The organism is Pantoea sp. M_9 (genome assembly GCF_008631385.1).
Taxonomy (GTDB): domain Bacteria; phylum Pseudomonadota; class Gammaproteobacteria; order Enterobacterales; family Enterobacteriaceae; genus Pantoea; species Pantoea eucrina.
Window position 1 is genome coordinate 30,096 of the sequence record NZ_VWUF01000007.1, and the last position, 19,990, is coordinate 50,085.

The window sequence follows — 19,990 nt, forward strand, 5'->3', positions numbered from 1 at the left end:
TATGACGGCGCACCGCATCAGGGCGCTTTGCCCAGCCACGCTTGCTGGATCGCCGCATATTCGCCTGTGGCAGTCGCCAGATGCAGCCACTGATCCACGTAGAGTTTCCAGCTCATATCATCGCGCGGCAGCATGTAAGCTTTTTCACCATACTGCATCGGCTTATCCGGATTGATGGCGCAAAGCGACGGATAGTGCTGTTGCTGAAACTGCGCTTCAGACGCGTCGGTGATCATCACGTCCGCTTTTTTATCCGCCAGCTGCTGAAAGATGGTCGTATTCTCTGCCAGCTGCAGCGTAGCCTGCGGCAGATGACTGTGCACGAACGCTTCATTAGTGCCTCCGGCAGGCTCGATGACCCGCACCTCACGCCGGTTGATCTGCGCAATGGTCTGATAGCGCGCTTTGTCCTCGCAGCGCACCAGCGGGATTTTGCCATCAGTGCCGAGCGGCCGGGCAAACCAGGCGATTTTCTGGCGCTTCAGCGTGACCGACATGCCGCCCAGCGCGATATCGCACTGGCGGGCAACAAAATCAGCGCTCAGCGTTTTCCAGGTGGTTGGCACCCAGGCGACTCTGGCGCCCAGGCTGGCGGCCAGCGACTCCGCCATGCTGATATCCAGCCCTTCATATTTTCCATCACTGCGCAGAAAGCTGTAGGGCTTATAGTCGCCAGTAGTACAGACGCGCAGCGTCTGCTGCTGCTGAATGAGATCGAGACGTGACTGCGCCTGAGCCGTGCCCGTTACCAGCAGCAGCGCGATAGTGACCTGTTTTTTCATAGCCTCTTCTTAGTTTAATTCCGGGTTGCGCACAGAGTGTTTCATACGCCGAAGCATTATTGCTTTATAAGCAACAGTATTGTGACCCGTGACACATTTTTCCCCGCAGCTTTCGCGCGTAGAGTGTGCCGTATCAAACTAACATTCAGGTGCAAAACAGTATGAGCAATATTCTGATCATTGACGGTGGCAAAACCTTTGCTCACTCAAAAGGTGAACTCAACCATACGCTGACCGACGTCGCGGCCAGCCAGCTGCGCGATCTTGGTCATCAGGTCTCTGTTACGCTGGCTGACAGTAACTACGACGTCGCAGAGGAGATCCAGAAGTATCTGGAGAGCGATGTGGTGATCTATCAGATGCCGGGCTGGTGGATGGGCGAGCCGTGGACGGTGAAGAAATATATCGATGAGGTCTTTACTGAAGGTCACGGCAAACTTTACGCCAGCGATGGCCGCTCACGCAGCGACGCCAGCAAAAAGTATGGTTCCGGCGGTCTGATTCAGGGTAAAAAATATATGCTGTCGCTGACGTGGAACGCGCCGCTGGAAGCCTTTACTGAAGCCGATCAGTTCTTTGAAGGCGTGGGCGTGGATGGTCTTTATCTGCACTTCCATAAGGCCAACCAGTTCCTCGGAATGGAGGCGCTGCCCACCTTTATCTGCAACGACGTTATCAAACAGCCCGATGTGCCGCGCGATATTGCGCGTTATCGGACTCATCTCAGCGCAATCTTTGCTTAACTGTAAGCACAACGGGAAAAGAGGAAGCGCTATGTTAACAGTCGTCGCTGAAATTTGTGTTAAACCGGGCCGTCGTCAGGCGGTGCTGGATGCCATCAATGAGCTGATTCCGGCGGTACTGCTGGAGGAGGGTTGCCATCAGTATGATGCGCTGCTCGACCACCAGGCGCAGGTGCCGTGGAAGCAAAACTCACCTGACTCCATCTTTATGCTGGAGCAGTGGGTCTCGCTGCGGGCGCTGGAGCAGCATCAGCAGATGCCGCATATGGATGCACACCGCGCCCGCATCAAAGACGACGTGGTGGATGTGAAAATCCTGGTGCTGGAACCAGCCAGCTGATCCTCTCCTCAGGCAACGCTCTGGCTATGCCGGAGCGTCTGCCGCCCGAATGCTTAAATCAGCTGCTGACGCTGGATTTTCTCCTGCAGGAAATCGAGAAAGCAGGTGACGCGCGAACTCAGCGTCTGGTTGCGATAGTAGACGGCGTGCACCGGCAAACGTAGCTCCCGGGTTTCGCTCGCCAGCACATCAATCAGCCGCCCCTGTTCGCGATCTTCCCGGCTGACAAAATCAGAGAGTCTGACAATACCCAGCCCCTGCAGGGCGAGCTGGCGCAGCGTTTCGCCGCTGGAGGCGGTCAGGGTCGGTTTAATACGCAGAAACTCCCCCTCCTGCTGCCAGACGGGCCAGATGTTATGGGTATCCAGCTGGCTGAACCCGATCAGCTGGTGCTGGCTCAGCGCGGCTACGCTATCGGGTATGCCATGTTTTGCCAGATAGTCCGGACTGGCTACCAGTCGCGTCGCGCTGCTGCCTAACACTCTGGCGCGCAGCGTCGAGTCGCGCAGTTCGCCAATGCGAATAGCAATATCCGTTTGCTGTTCCAGCAGATCGATAACGATATCATCTGTGTTGAGTTCAAGTTCAATTTGCGGATAGCGTTGCCGGAACTCCGCCAGCAGCGGCACGATGACGTGCAGCATAAAGGGGGTATTGGCGTTAATGCGCAGTCGCCCGGCAGGCGTCTCACGGCGGCGGGCTATCTGCTCTTCGGCCCGCTCAACGGAGGTGAGGATCTGGCGGGCGTGCTCAAGAAAAACCGCGCCCTCATCGGTCAGCGCCAGGCGGCGCGTGGTGCGGTGCATCAGCGTGGTCTGTAACTTACTCTCCAGCCGGCTGAGCGCGCGGCTGATACCGGAGGTGGTCTGCTCCAGCTGTTCTGCAGCGGCGGTGATTGAACCGCTGTCGACCACCGCCACCCAGGCGCGCAGCTCTTCGAGAGTAATTTTCACCGTGTTATCCTCAGCGCGCGCTGCCGTCATTAAACGTCAAGATCGGCGAGATCGCCTTTCTCCTGCAGCCAGTTGCGGCGATCTTCGGAGCGCTTCTTCGCCAGCAGCATATCCATTACGCGCAGAGTCTGCTCAATATCCTCATCGGCAATGGTCAGCTGTACCAGACGCCGGGTATTCGGATCGAGCGTGGTTTCGCGCAGCTGCAGCGGGTTCATTTCACCCAGCCCTTTAAAACGCTGTACGTTCGGCTTGCCTTTTTTCCGCTTCAGCTGCTCCAGCACGCCCTCTTTTTCATCTTCATCCAGCGCATAATAGACCTCTTTACCGAGATCGATACGATAGAGCGGCGGCATCGCAACATAGACGTGTCCCTGCTGCACCAGTGAACGGAAGTGCTTCACAAACAGCGCGCACAGCAGCGTGGCGATGTGCAGACCATCGGAGTCCGCATCCGCCAGAATACAGATTTTGCCGTAGCGCAGCTGGCTCAGATCTTCGCTATCCGGGTCGATACCAATCGCCACGGAAATATCATGCACCTCCTGCGACGCCAGCACCTCATCAGAAGAGACTTCCCAGGTATTCAGGATCTTTCCCTTCAGCGGCATAATCGCCTGGTATTCGCGATCGCGCGCCTGCTTAGCCGAACCGCCCGCTGAGTCACCCTCTACCAGGAACAGCTCGGTTTTATTCAGATCCTGGGCGGTGCAGTCTGCCAGCTTGCCCGGCAGCGCCGGCCCGCTGGTGAGTTTTTTACGCACTACTTTTTTTGCCGCGCGCATACGGCGCTGGGCGCTGGAGATCGCCAGCTCAGCCAGCATTTCTGCCGCCTGCACGTTCTGATTCAGCCACAGGCTGAACGCATCTTTCACCACCGCCGACACAAAGGCCGCGCACTGGCGCGAGGAGAGACGCTCTTTGGTCTGACCGGCAAACTGCGGATCCTGCATTTTTACTGATAATACGTAGGCGCAGCGATCCCAGATATCTTCCGCTGACAGCTTAACGCCGCGCGGTAAAATATTGCGGTATTCACAGAATTCGCGCATGGCATCCAGCAGTCCCTGGCGCAGACCGTTTACGTGCGTTCCGCCCTGCATAGTCGGGATCAGGTTAACGTAGCTTTCCGTCAGCAGCTCGCCCCCTTCCGGTAACCACAGCAGCGCCCAGTCTACCGCTTCCACGTCGCCGGCAAAGCTGCCTGTAAACGGCGTTTCCGGCAGCGTGGGCAGCCCGTTGACCGCCTCACTCAGATAATCGGTCAGACCATCCTGATAGAGCCAGGTCTGCTCGCTGTTATTCACTTTGTCTTTAAAGACAATTTCTACGCCGGGACAGAGTACCGCTTTCGCTTTGAGCAAATGTTTCAGGCGCGATACGGAAAAGCGCGGGCTGTCGAAGAAACTGACGTCAGGCCAGAAATGCACGCTGGTGCCCGTGTTACGTTTGGCGACCGTACCTATCACTTTCAGGTCTTCAACCTTTTCGCCATGCTCAAAAGCGATACGATACACTTCACCATTACGCCGTACGGTCACTTCCACTCGCGTGGAGAGCGCGTTGACAACCGAGATGCCCACACCGTGCAGGCCACCGGAAAACTGATAGTTTTTACCGGAGAATTTACCGCCTGCGTGCAGCCGGCACAGGATCAGTTCAACGGCCGGTACGCCCTCTTCCGGATGGATATCCACCGGCATACCGCGTCCGTCGTCGATCACTTCCAGTGACTGATCGGCGTGCAGGATCACCTCGACCCGGCTGGCATGGCCCGCCAGCGCTTCATCGACGCTGTTATCGATAACTTCCTGACCCAGATGATTTGGCCGGGTGGTATCGGTATACATACCCGGGCGGCGACGCACAGGCTCAAGGCCGGTCAGGACCTCAATTGCGTCAGCATTATAGTTTGATTGGCTCATTGTATTTGTCTGATGAACAAGAGGAAAAGGAGCCCATGACGCAGCTTAGGAGAGGGATAAACCCAGAAAATCTACTATCTGCGTAAAATGGCGTTCAAATCCGATAAAGGCGTGATTGCCGCCCGCTTCAACCGTCTGCCGGCATGCGCTGTAGTAATTCAGTGCCTGGCGATAGTCGAGGATCTCATCGCCGGTCTGCTGCAATAGCCAGAGCAGATCGGGCGCATCAAGCGGGTCAATCTGCATCACTTTCAGATCGTAAATATGGCGTGACTCTAACACATATTGCTGGCCGGTGTAGGGATTACGGTTCTCGCCCAGATAATCCGTCAGCAGCTCAAACGGGCGTACCGCCGGATTCACCACCACCGCTGGCAGCATAAAACATTGCGACAGCCAGGTCGCGAAATAGCCGCCCAGCGATGAGCCAACCAGCCCCAGCGGTTCGCCGGTATGCTGCATCACTAACTCTTCCAGCAGGCTGGCGGCCTCCTCCGGAAAAGCGGGCAGCTGAGGCACCAGAACATTTATATGCGGCTGCGCTGCGGCGCACCACGCCTGCAGCTGCGTCGCTTTGGCTGACTGCGGCGAGCTATTAAATCCGTGCAGATAGAGCAGCGTGGCCATCAATCAGTACCCATCTGAGTCAAGGTCCGGCCGGAACATATCGCTCTGCAGACGATTCACTTCTGTCTCCAGTGAGCCATCTGCCGCTAATGTCAGCCAGCGCCAGCCGGGGGCCAGCGTGTCAATGGTGAAGCTGGTGCAGTGCGGTTTGAACTGGACGCAGGTAGAAGGCGAGGCCAGAACCCGGCGCCCCTGCCAGTGAAGATCGAGCTCCTGATGAATGTGGCCACACACCAGATGCTGCGCCTGCGGAAAAGCCTGTAACACCGCTTCCAGCTGGTGCGGATTACGCAGGCTATGCTGATCGAGCCAGGTACAGCCGGAAGGCACCGGATGATGGTGCAGCAGGATGAGCGAGTGCCGCTCAGGAAACCGCGTGAGTGACGCTGCCAGCCACTCCAGCTGATAGTCGCTCAGCATGCCGTGTGGCACGCCAGAGACCTGGCTATCGAGCAGCAGCAGCTGCCACTGCTCCCCCAGCAGAACGTGTTTATCTGCCGCTATTCCTGCTTCCGCAAGGGTGTTTACCATGGCTGGCTGGAAATCGTGATTACCGGGCAGCCAGACGCATGGCTTTTGCAGACGGGCAATACCGGCAACAAAATGCTGGTACGCTTCCACGGTATGATCCTGCGCCAGATCGCCGGTCGCGATAATCAGATCATATTCGTGCTGCTGTGCCGCGATGGCATCCAGCACCGCATCGAAGCTCGCCCAGGTGTTAACCCCCAGCAAAGATTGGTGCTTCCCCGCGAAGAGATGGGTATCAGTGATCTGCAGGATCCGGATTGCGGATCCTGGTGCCGCAGGAAATGTGAGCAGGCTATCCAAAGCGTTTCCTTAATCTCCACGCCATCAATGCGTCAGACGCGTTTAGCAAACAGGCACGGCCAGAGCACCGTGCGCCAGGCAGTAGCGCAGCCAGTCAGCCAGAAACTGGTTAATCTGATGTTTTTCATCACGCTGATGCAATTTTTTATTGGGATAATCATAGCGTGCTTTAAAGCGATAGATCTGCTGTGTGGAACACACTTCAGCGACCATCGCATCATGATAGAGCCGCACTGACATCGCGGGCAGGCTCCAGTAGCTTACCGCCGGCGCCACCTGCCGGATTTCAACCAGCGTGGTATAACGCGTTGATTCTTCAATCGTCAGCTGATAACGGGCGCCGTTGACCTGATAGAGCACCGAGGCGCCTGCTTCATCACTGCGCGGCAGCAGGCGACGCAGCTGTGCGAAGTTCGTTTCGCACAGGCGCATCATTTCGGGAAAATCAGGGGTATAGCGCTGTTTCATTTTACCTTCCACTCACGTCGTAGTGTTTCATGGTGCAACGCCAGCCATTGCAGCGCAATGACAGAAGCTGCGTTATCAATAATCCCCTCTTCCACCCAGCGATAAGCCTGTTCGCGGCTCACCACATGTACGAGAATATCCTCATTCTCATCCTCCAGCCCATGGTTCCCTTCTGCCAGGCTGGCATCCACTTCACCCACCAGCACCGACAACCGTTCAGAGGTGCCGCCGGGGCTGGCTAAATAACTGATAACCGGTTTCACGCGCCCGACATTCAGGCCCGCTTCTTCCTGTGCTTCGCGTCGTACGACCTCTTCCGGCGTTTCTCCGGGCTCAATGATACCTGCCACCATCTCCAGCAGCCAGGGTGTGGCGCTGGAATCAAGAGCCGGTATGCGGATCTGTTCGATTAAGACGACTTCGTCGCGCAGGGGATCATAGGGTAGCAGCACGGCGGCGTGTCCGCGCTCGAAAACTTCACGCACCACTTCACCACTCATTCCGCCATTAAAAAGGCGATGGCGAAAGCGATAGCTGACGATGGAAAAAAAACCGTCATAACGGGTATCGCGTGCAATAATTTCTACATCGTTTTTTGTGAAAGTCACAGGGGATTTTTTTTCGCCCGCCATCGTCTGGTTCCTTATGCAGATTGGGATAGAGCATCGAAAAGCCAACCCTTGTGCTCCATCCGAGTGGTTCTTTCTGAATTATTTACGTAAATTAGGGAAAGAAGGCACGTTCAGCCAACCTATCTCTGACAGCGCCTCTGTAAAATCGGCGATTATTTTTTGGCTTAGCAGCAGCACTTTTCGCGTCACAGGCTGCAACAAAAGGAATGCAAATGAAAAAACTGCTCCCATTTTTTATTGGACTGAGCCTGGGCGGATTCAGCCTTGCCAGCCAGGCAGAAAACCTGCTGCAGGTTTATCAGCAGGCGCGCCTGAGCAATCCCGATCTGCGTGCCTCTGCCGCCGATCGCGACGCTGCGTTTGAAAAGATCAACGAAGCGCGCAGCCCGTTACTGCCGCAACTGGGCCTGGGTGCAGATTACACCTATAACAACGGCTATCGTGATAGCAGCGGCCTGAACACCACCACTAAAAGCGCCTCGCTGCAATTAACGCAGACGATTTTTGATATGTCAAAGTGGCGTAGCCTGACGCTGCAGGAAAAAACTGCCGGCATTCAGGATGTCACCTACCAGGTTGCGCAGCAGGATTTGATCCTCAATACCGCTACCGCCTATTTCAACGTGCTGAATGCGATTGATACGCTCTCCTATACCGAAGCGCAGAAACAATCCATTTATCGCGAGCTGGATCAAACCACGCAGCGCTTTAATGTTGGCCTGGTGGCGATTACCGATGTCCAGAACGCCCGCGCGCAGTATGACAGCGTGCTGGCGAACGAAGTAACGGCACGAAACACGCTGGATAATGCGGTTGAATCGCTGCGTCAGATCACCGGGATGGACTACCTCTCCCTGGCATCCCTGAGCATTGACCGCTTTAAAACAGCCCGGCCTGATGCGGTCGCCAGCCTGCTGAAGCAGGCTGAGAGCCGCAACCTTAACCTGCTCTCTGCGCGCCTGAGCCAGGATCTGGCACGTGAGCAGATCCGCTATGCTGAATCGGGCCATATGCCTACGCTGGATCTGACGGCGTCGACCGGTCTGTCTAACAATAAATATAGCGGCAGCCGGGCGAACCAGAGCATTACCAACAACGACTCAATCTCGGGTTCAAATCAGGTGGGCCTGAGCTTCTCATTACCGCTCTACAGCGGCGGTTCAGTGACCTCGCAGGTGAAACAGGCGCAGTACAACTTTGTCGCCGCCAGCGAACAGCTGGAAGGCGCGCATCGCAGCGCGGTGCAGACCGTGCGCTCCTCATTTAACAACGTGAATGCGTCAATCAGCAGCATCGACGCGTACAAACAGGCGGTGATCTCTGCGCAAAGCTCACTCGACGCCTCTGAAGCGGGCTATCAGGTGGGTACCCGTACGATTGTTGATGTACTGGACGCGACCACTACGCTGTTTAACGCTAAGCAGCAGCTCTCTAACGCGCGTTACAGCTATCTGATTAACCAGCTGAATATCAAATATGCGCTGGGCACCCTCAATGAACAGGACCTGCAGCAGCTGAACAGCGCGCTGGGCAAAGAGGTGACGACCTCACCTGAAGTCGTCGCGCCGGAAAACAGCCAGCAGACTGCACAGGCCGACAGCGTACCGCAGGCGGCAGCGTCCGCTCCGGCGGCGTCTGCTCAGCCGGCAGCGCGCAACAGCGGCAATCCATTCAGCCGCTGACAGTGAAAGGGGCCCCTGCGGCCCCTTTCGCATTTGAACGTATAGCTACGTAAAGATCCGCGCCCTGTCAGGCTTCGCGCTTTAAATCCCCCCTCGCATCACCTATCCTGACTGCAACTCTGGGTACAGGATAATCATTATGAAACGGACAAAAAATATCCGTCATGCCGCTTTTCGTAAAGGCTGGCAGGCACGTCATCTTACGCCCGTCGCGCTGGCGGTCACCGCAGTATTTATGCTGGCAGGCTGTGAACAGAGCGATGAAACAGTTTCGCTCTATCAGAATGCTGACGACTGTGCGAAAGCCAATCCGGATCAGAGCGGTCAGTGTAAAGCCGCTTATAACAATGCGCTGAAAGAGGCGGAGCGCACCGCGCCTAAATATGCCTCACGCGAAGATTGCGTGGCGGAATTTGGCGAAAATCAGTGCCAGCAGGCACCGGCTCAGGCGGGTGCGGGCACCACTGCAAACAATGCCGAAGCACAGCACAGCGGCGGCTTCTGGATGCCGCTGATGGCGGGCTACATGATGGGACGTATGATGGGCGGCGGCGCCGGTTTTGCTCAGCAGCCGCTGTTTTCCCCTAAAACGCCTGCCAGCCCGGCTAACGGACAGTTCGTAGACGCCGCCGGTAAAAACTATGGCTCAGCGACCTCTGGCCGCACCATGAACGTGCCTAAAACCGCGATGGCGCCTAAACCGGCCACGACCTCAACCATTACCCGCGGTGGCTTTGGTGAGACGGTCGCGAAGCAAAACAGTATGCAGCGCAGCAGCGCCAGCGGCACCAGCAGTCGCTCGCTGGGAGGCTAAGCGCCGTATGCAACGTATTGCTATCAGCGAACGCCCGGACTGGCGCGCAAAAGCCACTGAATATGGCTTTCAGTTTCACACGATGTATGGTGAGCCTTACTGGTGTGAAGAGGCCTATTATCAGTTCACGCTGGCACAGGTGGAGACGCTGGAAACCGTTACGGCAGAGCTGCATCAGATGTGCCTGCAGGCGGTGGAAAAAGTGGTTAACAGCGATGCGCTGCTGACCCGCTTCTGTATTCCGAAACACACCTGGGAGTTTGTCCGCGAATCCTGGGCTCAGCGTCAGCCTTCGCTCTATTCCCGTCTGGATCTGGTGTGGGATGGCAGCGGTGAGATCAAGCTGCTGGAAAACAATGCCGACACGCCGACGTCACTCTATGAAGCCGCTTTTTTTCAGTGGATCTGGCTCGAAGATCAGCTTAAAGCGGGCAACCTGCCGGCGGGCAGCGATCAGTTCAACAGCCTGCAGGAGAAGCTGATTGAGCGGTTTGCGGTCCTGCAGCAGCAGCACGGCTTTAACTGGCTGCACTTTGCCTGCTGCCGTGATACGGAAGAGGATCGCGCGACGGTACAGTATCTGCAGGATTGCGCCACAGAAGCGGGGCTTCCCGGCGAGTTTCTCTATATCGACGAGATTGGACTGGGCGAAAAAGGCCAGTTTACCGACCAGCACGATCGCGTCATCAGCAACCTGTTCAAGCTCTACCCCTGGGAGTTCATGCTGCGCGAGGTGTTCTCGACCAAGCTGGCCGATGCCGGCGTACGCTGGCTGGAACCCGCCTGGAAAAGCATTCTCTCCAATAAAGCCCTGCTGCCGCTACTGTGGGAGATGTTCCCGGATCATCCCAATCTGCTGCCCGCCTGGTTTGCTGATGACAGCCAGGCGCCGCAGATGGATAAATATGTGGTGAAGCCGCTGTTTTCCCGTGAGGGTGCCAATATCCGTATTATTGAAAACGGCAACGAAATTGCGCGCGCTGACGGTCCCTATGGCGAAGAGGGCATGATTATCCAGCAGTTCTGCGCGCTGCCCCGATTTGGCGACAGCTATACGCTGATTGGCAGCTGGCTGATAGACGATCAGCCGGCGGGGATTGGCTTACGCGAAGATCGGGCGCTGATCACCCAGGATCTGTCGCGCTTCTATCCGCATACTTTTATCGGCTAACCTGGTGGCGCGTTCCGGTGCGCCCCTTTCCGGCCTGCGACAACGCGGGCCGTTATCCCACCTGCGCTGACAGCATACTGATGGCGCCCATCTCCATGCCCTCAACCGGCACGCTGACCGCCTCACCCGCTGCGCGTGCGCCCAGAATATAGAGCAGCGGCAGATAGTGTTCAGCCGTCGGATGCGAAAGCGCCGCGCCCGGATGCTGCTGATAGTTAACCAGCGGATGATCGGCTGCCGGCGCGTCGCTGTGCAGGTTATCGCGCACATACTGGTTAAACGCTTCGGCCCACGGATACGCCGGCGCACTCCCCTGCCACTGCAGCTTGCGCAGGTTATGCACCACGTTGCCGCTCGCCACCAGCAGGATCCCCTCATCGCGCAGCGCAGCCAGTTTACGTCCGGCCTCAAAATGCCATGCGGCGGGCCGGGTACTGTCCACGCTGAGCTGCACCAGCGGAATATCCGCCTCAGGATAGATTTTAGCCAGCAGGCCCCACGAGCCGTGATCGAACCCCCAGCTCTCATCTTTTTCTGCCGCCGGCAGCAGCTCCGTTACGCGCTGCGCCAGCGCAGGCGATCCGGGTGCCGGGTAACGCACGTCAAACAGCGCCTGCGGAAATCCGCCGAAATCGTGAATAGTGCGCGGCTGTTCCATGGCTGTGACGCGCGTTCCGCGCGTGTACCAGTGCGCGGAAATAGCGAGGATAGCGCGCGGGCGCGGCAGATCTCTGCCCAGCTGCTGCCATACCCGGGTATAACGGTTCTCTTCCAGCACGTTCATCGGGCTGCCATGACCCAGAAACAGAGCAGGCATACGGCCATCACGCATTTTCACACCTCATCGCTGTTGCTTTCATGAGCGCCACAATACGCGCTTGCCTGGCCACTTAAACGCGGAGATGCGTGATAATGTCTGTCAGCAAATTTGAACAAGTGCAGACGACATAACTTTACGCTTAATAACTCGATATTTTATAAGGTTAATTATAATGTAACTGGTAATCATTATCATCGTGGAGCTTGTTATGTCGGTGCCTTTACTGCTCACTATTCTGGCCGGTGGTGCCACCTTTATTGGCGCCCTGTTTGGCATTCTCGGTCAAAAACCATCAAACCGCCTGCTCGCCTTTGCGCTCGGCTTCGCCGCCGGCATTATGCTACTGATTTCGCTGATGGAGATGCTGCCAGCGGCGCTGCATACTGCGGGAATGTCACCGATGCTGGGATACGGTATGTTTATGCTCGGTCTGATCGGCTATTTCGCGATGGATCGCCTGCTGCCGCATCAGCATCCGCAGGATCTGATGGCGACTCAGGGTCGTCCGGTTAACCTGAAGCGAACCGCTGTGCTGCTGACGCTGGGCATCAGCCTGCACAATTTTCCTGAAGGGGTTGCCACCTTTGTTACCGCCAGCAGCGATATGGAGCTGGGGCTGGGCATCGCTTTAGCCGTGGCCATTCACAATATTCCTGAAGGACTGGCGGTTGCCGGGCCGATGTACGCGGCGACCGGTTCCAAAGCTAAAGCGCTGTTCTGGGCCTGTATTTCCGGTATGGCGGAGATCCTGGGCGGCGTCATTGCCTTTCTGCTGCTCGGTCCGGCGCTGTCGCCGGTAGTGATTGCCGCCATTATGGCCGCGGTCGCAGGGATTATGGTCGCACTTTCGGTGGATGAACTGATGCCGCTGGCGCGCGAAATCGATCCGCACAATAACCCGAGCTATGGCGTGCTGTGTGGGATGACGGTGATGGGGCTGAGTCTGACGCTGCTGCAGACCGCCGGCGCGGGCTGATTTCCCGCCCTCCGGCTGGTCTGCTTTTGTATGCCAGCCTTAGCTGGCCTGACGGGTTTCACGCTGGCGGCGGTAAGCCACCAGATCTTCAATGGTCACCACGGGCATATCATGCTGCTGCGCAAACGCGATCGCTTCAGGGGCGCGCGCCATGCTGCCATCGTCGTTAGTCAGCTCGCACAGAACGCCAGCCGGTTTGAAACCCGCAAGCGTGACCAGATCGAGCGTGGCCTCGGTATGACCGCCGCGCGTCAGTACGCCACCTTCGCGCGCGCGCAGCGGGAAAACGTGTCCCGGACGGTGCAGGTCAGCTGGTTTAGCGTTATCAGCAATCGCGGCGCGGATAGTGGTGATGCGGTCCGCTGCAGAGACGCCGGTGGTCACCCCCGCTGCGGCTTCGATCGTAACGGTAAATCCGGTGCCGTAAGAGCTGGTGTTGTTCTCTACCATCATCGGCAGATCGAGCTGCTGGCGGCGGGCCTCATTGATGCAGAGGCAGACAATACCGCTGCCGTGGCGGATAGTCAGCGCCATCTGCTCTGTGGTCATGGTCTCTGCGGCAAAAATCATGTCGCCTTCGTTCTCGCGATTTTCATCGTCAAGAACCATTACACCGCGACCGTTGCGCAGTGCGTCAAGTGCACGTTCTACACGCTGTTCCGGCGTGCCAAATTCAGAAAGAAGCGTCTGATTCATGGTAATTAACCTTAAAATATTATGAGTTACCAGAACCAGGGCGAGCTTAGGAGTGCGTGAAAAATACACATGGCAAAAACGTAACGCGGGCATAAACCCGGCTGATGTCGTTACCCTCTCCCATCCGGACTTTAACCGTCGGCCCCGGAATCACACCGGATCTGCTGTCCTTTTGCTCGGTAGCAAAAGCGCTCGCGGGCTTTCAGCAGAAGCTGATTTACCGCCGGTGGGGAATTTCGCCCCGCCCTGAGAATAAGCAAAATCACTATAGCGTTATTCACCGGGACGGGCAATCGACAAAAGTGCAATTGCTTTTGCACATCATGCGTTGCGGATTTCGGGTTTAACCTTTTTGGTTCTGGCATTACACTTACTTCTTGTACCGTCGGAAAACGTGCTGCTCACAGCCACCGCAATCAGGAAATAACCATGATCGACACAAAAAAAATTGAACAACTGGCGCGCCAGGTCCATGAAGCGATGCCGAAAGGCATCCGCGACTTTGGCGACGACGTGGAGAAGAAAATCCGGCAGGTTCTGCAGGCGCAGCTGACCCGTATGGATCTGGTTAACCGTGAAGAGTTTGATGTCCAGACTCAGGTCCTGCTGCGCACCCGCGAAAAGCTGGCAGCCCTGGAGCAGCGTCTGGCGAAACTGGAGAGTGAAAGCCCGGCGGCACCGGCGCCAGCAGTGGTGACGCCCGATCCGGCCGGTAAAATCGATACGCCACAGTAAATATTATCAGCCGGGTGGCTGCTGCCCCCGGCTGTCTGCTCAGTGACTGCGGATCGTTTTAATGATGTTGGTGGTGGAGATGCCATCTTCGAAGTTAAGCACGCGTACGTCACCGCCGTTGGCCCACACTTCTTTGCTGCCTGCGATCTCTTCCGGCTTGTAATCTCCGCCTTTCACCAGCAAATCCGGCAGCACATCGGCAATCAGACGCTGCGGCGTATCTTCTTCAAACAGCACAACCCAGTCTACCGCTTCGAGTGCGCTCAGCACGATCATCCGGTTCTCCTGCGGATTAACCGGCCGGGTTTCGCCTTTGAGTCGTCGGGTTGACGCGTCGCTGTTCACCGCCACAATCAGCCGATCGCCCAGCTTGCGGGCATTGGCGAGATAAGAGACGTGTCCTGCATGCAGGATGTCAAACACGCCGTTGGTCATCACCACTTTCTCGCCGCGCTGACGCGCCTGAGCCACGGCGGTTTTCAGCTCGCTCTCCGTCATCACGCCAAAGCCGCTTTCGGGACGTGCATGAATAGCGTTCTCCAGCTCCACCGTACTGACGGTGGAGGTTCCCAGCTTGCCTACCACCACGCCTGCCGCCGCGTTGGCAAGGAAACAGGCGTTTTCCAGCGTGTCACCCGCCGCGAGAACCGCGGCCAGAACGCCGATGACCGTATCGCCGGCGCCGGTCACGTCATAGACTTCCTGCGCCTGCGTCGGCATATGCAGGGGCGCTTTACCCGGCTGCAGCAGGGTCATGCCGTTTTCAGAACGGGTCACCAGCAGCGCTGAGAGCGCATAGTCAGCAATCAGCTGCATTCCCCGGCTGACAATGTCCGCTTCGGTTTTACATTTGCCGGCAACGGCTTCAAATTCAGACAGGTTTGGCGTCAGCAGGGTTGCACCGCGATAGCGCTCAAAGTCGGTGCCCTTGGGGTCGATCAGTACCGGTACACCCGCTTCGCGGGCCAGCCCGATCATGGTCTGGACGCTGCTCAGTGCGCCTTTAGCGTAGTCTGACAGCACCAGCGCGCCAGCCTGTGACAGCGACTGACGCATACGATCGTGGATGGGCTGCGGATCGACCTGATCAAAACCCTCTTCAAAGTCCAGCCGGATCAGCTGCTGGTTGCGCGACAGCACGCGCAGCTTGGTGATGGTGGGATGCGTCTTCAGCGCCACAAAGTCACAGCTGACGTTAACCTGCTCCAGCGTGCGGCTCAGTACCTGCGCGGCATCATCCTCACCGGTCAGCCCAATCAGACGCGATGCGGCACCCAGCGCGGCAATGTTCATTGCCACGTTGGCCGCGCCGCCCGGACGCTCCTCAATGGTATCCACTTTGACGACCGGCACCGGCGCCTCGGGTGAAATGCGGCTGGTCGGGCCATACCAGTAGCGGTCTAACATCACATCGCCAACAACCAGTACGGTGGCCTTGCCAAACGCGGGCAGTGTTACTTTCATTTCAGAGACTCCAGACTACGCTCAAAATATTGCGCGGATAATACCATATACCCGCCGCAGGGTAAGATGCCGCCGCACGCCTCAACTGTCTGGCTCAACCGTGCCCAGCCAGCGCTGCCAGCTGGCGTTGACAATGCCGCGCTCGCGGGCAAAACGATCCGGTGCCACGTGACCCGGCAGCGCCTGCAGGGCCAGATGATGCAGCGCATCACGCAGCGTGACGTAAGCATGCGTCAGCGCCTGCGCTTCCTGGCCAGGCATAATATCGTGCTCCGCCATCAGAGCAAAAATGCGCACGTTATCTGACCAGCGCGTCAGGGCCGGCCGATCCGCCGCTGACGCTAAGACCAGATACTGGGCAATGAATTCAATATCGGTAATACCGCCTGCATCTGTTTTTATCTCCCAGCGCCCTTTATGTTTGTTGCTCAGGTGCGCACGCATCTTCTCGCGCATTTCACGTACCTCATTCCGCAGCGGTGCTGTCGCACGGGGCAGGCTGAGAATAGCGTGGCGGATCTGCGTAAAACGCGCCATCAGCGCCGGCTCACCAAAGACAATACGCGCACGCACCAGCGCCTGATGCTCCCAGGTCCAGGCATCATTACGCTGATACGCTTCAAAGGCGTCGAAGGTGCTGACCAGCATGCCTGCTGAGCCAGAAGGACGCAGGCGCGCATCCACCTCATACAAAATACCGGAGGCGGTGCGGGTGCTGAAAAGATGCATGATGCGCTGCGCCAGACGCAGATAAAACTGCCGTCCGTCGATGACGCGTTCACCGTCGGTCTCTGCACTCTCCGGACAATCATGCAGAAACACCAGATCGAGATCGGAGCTGTAGCCAAGCTCCCAGCCCCCCAGCTTGCCATAGCCGACCACGGCAAAGCCGCGCTCATCGTCACGCGTCAGATGTGATGGCCGCCCATAGCGCTGTACCATCATCTGCCAGGCCTGCTGCACCACCGACTCAATCATCGCCTCTGCCAGCCAGGTTAAGTGATCGCTTACTTTCATGACCGGCAGCGTTCCGGCGATATCTGCTGCGGCAATACGCAAGAGCTGCGCCTGTTTGAACTGGCGCACCGCCTCCAGCTGCTGCTCTTCATCCTCTGCCGGAATACGCAGCAGATATTGCCGCAGTTCGTCACGGTAGGCGTCAGTGGCAGTGGGCTGATACAGCGTGGCGGGGTCGAGCAGCTCATCCAGCAGCAGCGGATAGCGCGCCAGCTGGCTGGCAATCATTGGTGAGGCGGCACAGAGGCGGATCAGGTGACGCAGCGCGCCGTGATACTCGGTCAGCAGCTCGAGATAGGTGCTGCGCGTCAGCACCCCCAGCAGCAGCGGCGTCAGGCGCTCCAGTACGCTGTCAGCATCCTCACGCGAAGCGATCTCCCCCAGCAGGCGCGGCATCAGCTGGTCGAGCGCCAGCCGGCCACGCGGCCCGATTGTGCGCCGGCTGGCATCCTGCCGGAAGTCATTAAGCACGTAAAAAAAGCGCTGCCGCTGCGTTTCATTCAGCTGCGGCACCACCGGCGTCAGCTCATGCTCCTCCAGCGTGTCCTGCCAGAGTGCCGCAAATTCCGCCAGTTCCGGCTGGTCATCAACGTCCGGCGCATCGTCGCCAATCAGCTCATCAAACACCGCGCGTACGGCGGCCATGTGCGCCGTCAGCTGTGCCGTCAGCGCTTCCCAGTCGGCGCAGTTCATCGCCCACGCCAGACGCGCCCGGTTGAGCGCATCCTGCGGCAGCGTCTGCGTCTGCTCATCATTGATGCTCTGCAGCAGATTCTCCAGCCGGCGTAAAAAAAGGTAGGCGTCATGCAGCTGACTGACCTGCTGCGGACGCAGCAGCTCCAGCTCACCAATGGCCTGCAGTACCGGCAGCAGTGAGCGCGACTGAAGTGAGCGCTCACGTCCACCGCGAATCAGCTGAAACACCTGCACAATAAATTCGATTTCGCGGATACCGCCGGCGCCCAGCTTGATATTATCTTTCAGGCCGCGGCGGCGCACTTCACGCGCGATCATCCCTTTCATGTTACGCAGCGACTGAATCACGCTGAAATCGATATAGCGGCGATAGACAAACGGCCGCAGCATCTGCTGCAATGCCTGGCTCCACTCGCCGCGATCGTCGCCCATCAAACGCGCTTTGACCATGGCGTAGCGCTCCCAGTCACGCCCCTGCTCCTGATAGTAATCTTCCAGCGCCGCAAAGCTCATCACCAGCGGACCGCTATCGCCGAACGGGCGCAGTCGCATATCCACGCGGTAAACAAAACCATCGACGCCAGGCTGATCCAGCACTTTTATCAGGCGTTGCCCCATGCGGGTAAAAAACTGCGCGTTATCCAGCTCGCGTCGTCCGCCGCGCGTGACGCCGCTCTCCGGCCAGGCAAAAATCAGATCGATATCAGAGGAGAAGTTGAGTTCTCCGCCACCCAGCTTGCCCATGCCGAGGATCAGCAGCGGCTGCGGCTCGCCCGCCTCGTTGCAGGGCGTGCCGAAATCGCGACAGCAATCCTGCCACACGCGATCGCGGGCGGCAGCGATCAGGCTTTCTGCCAGTACACTAAGCTGCGTCAGGCTCTGTTCGGTGGTGGCGTGCTGCAGCGCCTGCATCCAGGCGATACGCACCAGCATATGCCGGCGGAACAGGCGCAGCTCACGCATCAGCGCGGCCTCGCTATCCGCATGCTGCAGCGCCTGCCGCAGCCACAGGGCATAGTGCTGCCATTCATCAGGCTGAGGAGGCTGCTGCTGCAGTTGCAGCCACCATGCTGGCTGCTGCTGCAGGTTATCTGCGATAAAGTCACTAAAGGCCAGCGCGCCAGCCTGTTCAGACGTCAGCGCCGGCAGCGACAGCTGCAGGCGTTCTGCGATGCCGGCCAGCTGCGCCTGCATCAGCGAAGGTAACGGTAACTGCATCCTCTCTCCCTGAATTTTACATAGTGTCGTTAACGCCTGACGCCGCTGCTCAGCCAGAAAGGCGGCTGGCGCATGGCCATCCTGGCGAGCTGAATCAGGCCGTGCTGCTGTTTTTCCCGGATAGCGAGCTGCAGCTCCTGCCATCCCGCCATCCACTGGCATACCTCTTCAGCCGGATACGCCGCCGCCAGCAGGCAGACAGCCAGCAGCTGCCGCTGCAGGCGCGTGGCCTTGTCCTGAAACTCGCTGACCAGTTTTACATCCGTAAAGGTTTCCCGCAGATCCGCTGCCACGCGGCTTAGCATGATGTCGCAAAAGCGTTTATAAGAGCCCTGCAGCTTGATCTGGTTTTTGCTGTCGATCCACGGCTGCCACTGCGCTTCTGCCAGCCAGCACGTCAGCGCCATCTGCGCCTCGACTGAGGTGGCAGAGAAACAGAGGGTTTCCGCACTGATGGCCTCATCCTGCAGCAGCTCCTCAAGGCGGGTCAGCTTCTGGCGCAGCTCGCTGTTAGCCTTACGCGGCACCAGCGCACCAAACAGCGAAAACGCCTGACGCAGCGTTTCCAGCGCCTCCAGCACGGCGTGTCGCGCAGCCGGATTGCCGCGCAGCCAGACCTCTTCATGATACTGCCAGTGATCCAGCGCGGCGCTGAGCGCGGCAATCATCCCCTGCTCTACTGTCGCTTTTGGCGTCACTTTCAGCAGCGGCAGCGCCCGAACCGGACGCAGCGCGTCGCCCTGCGCCAGCTGATAGCCACGCGCGGCTTTGCTCAGGCTGCCGGGACGAAGTCCGCCGCCCGCTGCCAGCGTCTGCGCGAGTCTGAGCAGATCGGCAGGCGTGCCCTGTTTAAGCTCCAGCTCAACTTCACACAGCGGTTCGCTAAGTTCACCGGCCGCCACGCTGCCCTGATCGAAAGCAATTTCAATGGTGCTGTTACCTGCCTCTACCGTCCAGGTTTCGCGCCGGAAATGCGTGCTGAATAGCGGCTGCAGCCGCTGCTGCAGGGTGGCAATGTCGGTACCCTGCGGCCAGATCTCTGCCGGCAGCCGGGCGATATCAAGCTGTGGCGCCGTTATGTCCACGTTGTATTCCGGGCGCTGATGCAGACCGCCCAGCGTCTGACCCGCTGCCTTAAGCGTCATCTCATAACGCTTGTCCACCCCCCGGATGCGCAGCCCCATATCCCAGCGGCGCAGCTGGTTGTCGTCGGTTTCATAATAGATATTCGTCAGCTCGCGAGCGGCTTCATGCTGATGCGGCCAGGCGGCCAGTGTCTCTGCCAGGGTGGCGGCAGCCTGCGGGGTGGCAATGAACTTTAATTCGATTTCAGTGGTCATAATTTTTTATTTACTACGCTGCTGGCACTTATACGGTTAATCTGGCGAGAGTAATGCACC

19 protein-coding genes and 1 riboswitch are annotated in these 19,990 nt (G+C 58.0%); of the genes, 7 read left to right on the top strand and 12 right to left on the bottom strand.

What is annotated here, in order from left to right; genetic code table 11:
• Nucleotides 1–17: 17 nt before the first annotated feature.
• Nucleotides 18–782: a transporter substrate-binding domain-containing protein gene (locus F3I15_RS11640; protein WP_150018022.1), complete on the bottom strand. Its 765-nt coding sequence runs from the start codon at nucleotides 780–782 to the stop codon at nucleotides 18–20.
• 161 nt (nucleotides 783–943) lie between these two features.
• On the opposite strand from F3I15_RS11640, the gene F3I15_RS11645 reads away from it, so the two are divergent.
• Both F3I15_RS11645 and F3I15_RS11650 read left to right on the top strand, forming a co-directional pair.
• Nucleotides 944–1,525 carry an NAD(P)H-dependent oxidoreductase gene (locus F3I15_RS11645; protein WP_150018023.1) on the top strand — a complete coding sequence of 194 codons (582 nt, stop codon included), beginning with the start codon at nucleotides 944–946 and terminating at the stop codon, nucleotides 1,523–1,525.
• 31 nt (nucleotides 1,526–1,556) lie between these two features.
• On the top strand, nucleotides 1,557–1,865 hold the full coding sequence (locus F3I15_RS11650) for a putative quinol monooxygenase (RefSeq protein ID WP_150018024.1): 309 nt from the start codon (nucleotides 1,557–1,559) through the stop codon (nucleotides 1,863–1,865).
• Nucleotides 1,866–1,918: 53 nt separating this feature from the next.
• Here the strand turns inward: F3I15_RS11650 and F3I15_RS11655 are convergent, their stop codons facing one another.
• From F3I15_RS11655 to nudF, 6 genes are read right to left on the bottom strand one after another with little or no spacing between them, the layout of a single operon-like run.
• On the bottom strand, nucleotides 1,919–2,818 hold the full coding sequence (locus F3I15_RS11655) for a LysR substrate-binding domain-containing protein (protein WP_150018025.1): 900 nt from the start codon (nucleotides 2,816–2,818) through the stop codon (nucleotides 1,919–1,921).
• A gap of 29 nt (nucleotides 2,819–2,847) precedes the next feature.
• Nucleotides 2,848–4,743: a DNA topoisomerase IV subunit B gene (gene parE / locus F3I15_RS11660; RefSeq protein ID WP_039380200.1), complete on the bottom strand. Its 1,896-nt coding sequence runs from the start codon at nucleotides 4,741–4,743 to the stop codon at nucleotides 2,848–2,850.
• 45 nt (nucleotides 4,744–4,788) lie between these two features.
• A complete protein-coding gene (gene yqiA / locus F3I15_RS11665; RefSeq protein WP_039380202.1) occupies nucleotides 4,789–5,370 on the bottom strand; it encodes an esterase YqiA in 582 nt (193 codons plus the stop codon).
• 3 nt (nucleotides 5,371–5,373) lie between these two features.
• The gene (gene cpdA / locus F3I15_RS11670) at nucleotides 5,374–6,201 is read right to left on the bottom strand and encodes a 3',5'-cyclic-AMP phosphodiesterase (RefSeq protein WP_150018026.1); all 828 of its coding nucleotides are present in this window, start codon (nucleotides 6,199–6,201) and stop codon (nucleotides 5,374–5,376) included.
• A 42-nt stretch (nucleotides 6,202–6,243) separates the two neighbouring features.
• A complete protein-coding gene (locus F3I15_RS11675) occupies nucleotides 6,244–6,669 on the bottom strand; it encodes a DUF1249 family protein (protein ID WP_039380208.1) in 426 nt (141 codons plus the stop codon).
• On the bottom strand, nucleotides 6,666–7,301 hold the full coding sequence (gene nudF, locus F3I15_RS11680) for an ADP-ribose diphosphatase (protein ID WP_150018027.1): 636 nt from the start codon (nucleotides 7,299–7,301) through the stop codon (nucleotides 6,666–6,668). The genes F3I15_RS11675 and nudF overlap by 4 nt, the downstream gene beginning before the upstream one ends.
• A gap of 212 nt (nucleotides 7,302–7,513) precedes the next feature.
• Between nudF and tolC the strand changes: the two genes are divergently transcribed.
• The 3 genes from tolC to F3I15_RS11695 all read left to right on the top strand — a co-directional run bounded on the left by tolC (nucleotide 7,514) and on the right by F3I15_RS11695 (nucleotide 10,968).
• Entirely contained in the window at nucleotides 7,514–8,983 is a 1,470-nt protein-coding gene (tolC, locus tag F3I15_RS11685; RefSeq protein WP_150018028.1) for an outer membrane channel protein TolC, read from the top strand.
• Between the two features lie 139 nt (nucleotides 8,984–9,122).
• Nucleotides 9,123–9,797 carry a DUF1190 family protein gene (locus F3I15_RS11690; RefSeq protein WP_039380215.1) on the top strand — a complete coding sequence of 225 codons (675 nt, stop codon included), beginning with the start codon at nucleotides 9,123–9,125 and terminating at the stop codon, nucleotides 9,795–9,797.
• A 7-nt stretch (nucleotides 9,798–9,804) separates the two neighbouring features.
• Nucleotides 9,805–10,968, top strand: coding sequence for a glutathionylspermidine synthase family protein (locus F3I15_RS11695; protein WP_150018029.1), 1,164 nt, complete (start codon nucleotides 9,805–9,807; stop codon nucleotides 10,966–10,968).
• A 52-nt stretch (nucleotides 10,969–11,020) separates the two neighbouring features.
• Here F3I15_RS11695 and ygiD read toward each other — a convergent pair whose 3' ends face one another.
• Nucleotides 11,021–11,800, bottom strand: coding sequence for a 4,5-DOPA dioxygenase extradiol (gene ygiD, locus F3I15_RS11700; RefSeq protein WP_190315021.1), 780 nt, complete (start codon nucleotides 11,798–11,800; stop codon nucleotides 11,021–11,023).
• Nucleotides 11,801–11,996: 196 nt separating this feature from the next.
• On the opposite strand from ygiD, the gene zupT reads away from it, so the two are divergent.
• Nucleotides 11,997–12,764 carry a zinc transporter ZupT gene (gene zupT, locus F3I15_RS11705; protein WP_039380219.1) on the top strand — a complete coding sequence of 256 codons (768 nt, stop codon included), beginning with the start codon at nucleotides 11,997–11,999 and terminating at the stop codon, nucleotides 12,762–12,764.
• A 39-nt stretch (nucleotides 12,765–12,803) separates the two neighbouring features.
• On the opposite strand, the gene ribB is transcribed toward zupT, so the two are convergent.
• Entirely contained in the window at nucleotides 12,804–13,460 is a 657-nt protein-coding gene (gene ribB, locus F3I15_RS11710) for a 3,4-dihydroxy-2-butanone-4-phosphate synthase (RefSeq protein WP_150018030.1), read from the bottom strand.
• 108 nt (nucleotides 13,461–13,568) lie between these two features.
• Nucleotides 13,569–13,718, bottom strand: a riboswitch (FMN riboswitch).
• Nucleotides 13,719–13,889: 171 nt separating this feature from the next.
• Here ribB and F3I15_RS11715 point away from each other — a divergent pair.
• Nucleotides 13,890–14,195: an accessory factor UbiK family protein gene (locus tag F3I15_RS11715; protein WP_034828368.1), complete on the top strand. Its 306-nt coding sequence runs from the start codon at nucleotides 13,890–13,892 to the stop codon at nucleotides 14,193–14,195.
• A gap of 39 nt (nucleotides 14,196–14,234) precedes the next feature.
• Here the strand turns inward: F3I15_RS11715 and hldE are convergent, their stop codons facing one another.
• The 3 genes from hldE to F3I15_RS11730 all read right to left on the bottom strand — a co-directional run bounded on the left by hldE (nucleotide 14,235) and on the right by F3I15_RS11730 (nucleotide 19,930).
• Complete coding sequence (hldE, locus tag F3I15_RS11720) at nucleotides 14,235–15,659, bottom strand: bifunctional D-glycero-beta-D-manno-heptose-7-phosphate kinase/D-glycero-beta-D-manno-heptose 1-phosphate adenylyltransferase HldE (RefSeq protein ID WP_039380223.1); 1,425 nt, start codon at nucleotides 15,657–15,659, stop codon at nucleotides 14,235–14,237.
• Between the two features lie 81 nt (nucleotides 15,660–15,740).
• Nucleotides 15,741–18,590, bottom strand: coding sequence for a bifunctional [glutamate--ammonia ligase]-adenylyl-L-tyrosine phosphorylase/[glutamate--ammonia-ligase] adenylyltransferase (gene glnE, locus F3I15_RS11725; RefSeq protein WP_150018031.1), 2,850 nt, complete (start codon nucleotides 18,588–18,590; stop codon nucleotides 15,741–15,743).
• Nucleotides 18,591–18,619: 29 nt separating this feature from the next.
• On the bottom strand, nucleotides 18,620–19,930 hold the full coding sequence (locus tag F3I15_RS11730; protein ID WP_150018032.1) for an inorganic triphosphatase: 1,311 nt from the start codon (nucleotides 19,928–19,930) through the stop codon (nucleotides 18,620–18,622).
• Nucleotides 19,931–19,990: the final 60 nt, after the last annotated feature.

What these genes read in the sequence shown, in the direction of transcription:
- F3I15_RS11640 (WP_150018022.1), bottom strand. Translation starts at nt 782, where the DNA reads ATGAAAAAACAGGTCACTATCGCGCTGCTGCTGGTAACGGGCACGGCT.
- F3I15_RS11645 (WP_150018023.1), top strand. Translation starts at nt 944, where the DNA reads ATGAGCAATATTCTGATCATTGACGGTGGCAAAACCTTTGCTCACTCA.
- F3I15_RS11650 (WP_150018024.1), top strand. Translation starts at nt 1,557, where the DNA reads ATGTTAACAGTCGTCGCTGAAATTTGTGTTAAACCGGGCCGTCGTCAG.
- parE (WP_039380200.1), bottom strand. Translation starts at nt 4,743, where the DNA reads ATGAGCCAATCAAACTATAATGCTGACGCAATTGAGGTCCTGACCGGC.
- yqiA (WP_039380202.1), bottom strand. Translation starts at nt 5,370, where the DNA reads ATGGCCACGCTGCTCTATCTGCACGGATTTAATAGCTCGCCGCAGTCA.
- F3I15_RS11675 (WP_039380208.1), bottom strand. Translation starts at nt 6,669, where the DNA reads ATGAAACAGCGCTATACCCCTGATTTTCCCGAAATGATGCGCCTGTGC.
- nudF (WP_150018027.1), bottom strand. Translation starts at nt 7,301, where the DNA reads ATGGCGGGCGAAAAAAAATCCCCTGTGACTTTCACAAAAAACGATGTA.
- tolC (WP_150018028.1), top strand. Translation starts at nt 7,514, where the DNA reads ATGAAAAAACTGCTCCCATTTTTTATTGGACTGAGCCTGGGCGGATTC.
- F3I15_RS11690 (WP_039380215.1), top strand. Translation starts at nt 9,123, where the DNA reads ATGAAACGGACAAAAAATATCCGTCATGCCGCTTTTCGTAAAGGCTGG.
- F3I15_RS11695 (WP_150018029.1), top strand. Translation starts at nt 9,805, where the DNA reads ATGCAACGTATTGCTATCAGCGAACGCCCGGACTGGCGCGCAAAAGCC.
- ygiD (WP_190315021.1), bottom strand. Translation starts at nt 11,800, where the DNA reads ATGCGTGATGGCCGTATGCCTGCTCTGTTTCTGGGTCATGGCAGCCCG.
- zupT (WP_039380219.1), top strand. Translation starts at nt 11,997, where the DNA reads ATGTCGGTGCCTTTACTGCTCACTATTCTGGCCGGTGGTGCCACCTTT.
- ribB (WP_150018030.1), bottom strand. Translation starts at nt 13,460, where the DNA reads ATGAATCAGACGCTTCTTTCTGAATTTGGCACGCCGGAACAGCGTGTA.
- F3I15_RS11715 (WP_034828368.1), top strand. Translation starts at nt 13,890, where the DNA reads ATGATCGACACAAAAAAAATTGAACAACTGGCGCGCCAGGTCCATGAA.
- hldE (WP_039380223.1), bottom strand. Translation starts at nt 15,659, where the DNA reads ATGAAAGTAACACTGCCCGCGTTTGGCAAGGCCACCGTACTGGTTGTT.
- glnE (WP_150018031.1), bottom strand. Translation starts at nt 18,590, where the DNA reads ATGCAGTTACCGTTACCTTCGCTGATGCAGGCGCAGCTGGCCGGCATC.
- F3I15_RS11730 (WP_150018032.1), bottom strand. Translation starts at nt 19,930, where the DNA reads ATGACCACTGAAATCGAATTAAAGTTCATTGCCACCCCGCAGGCTGCC.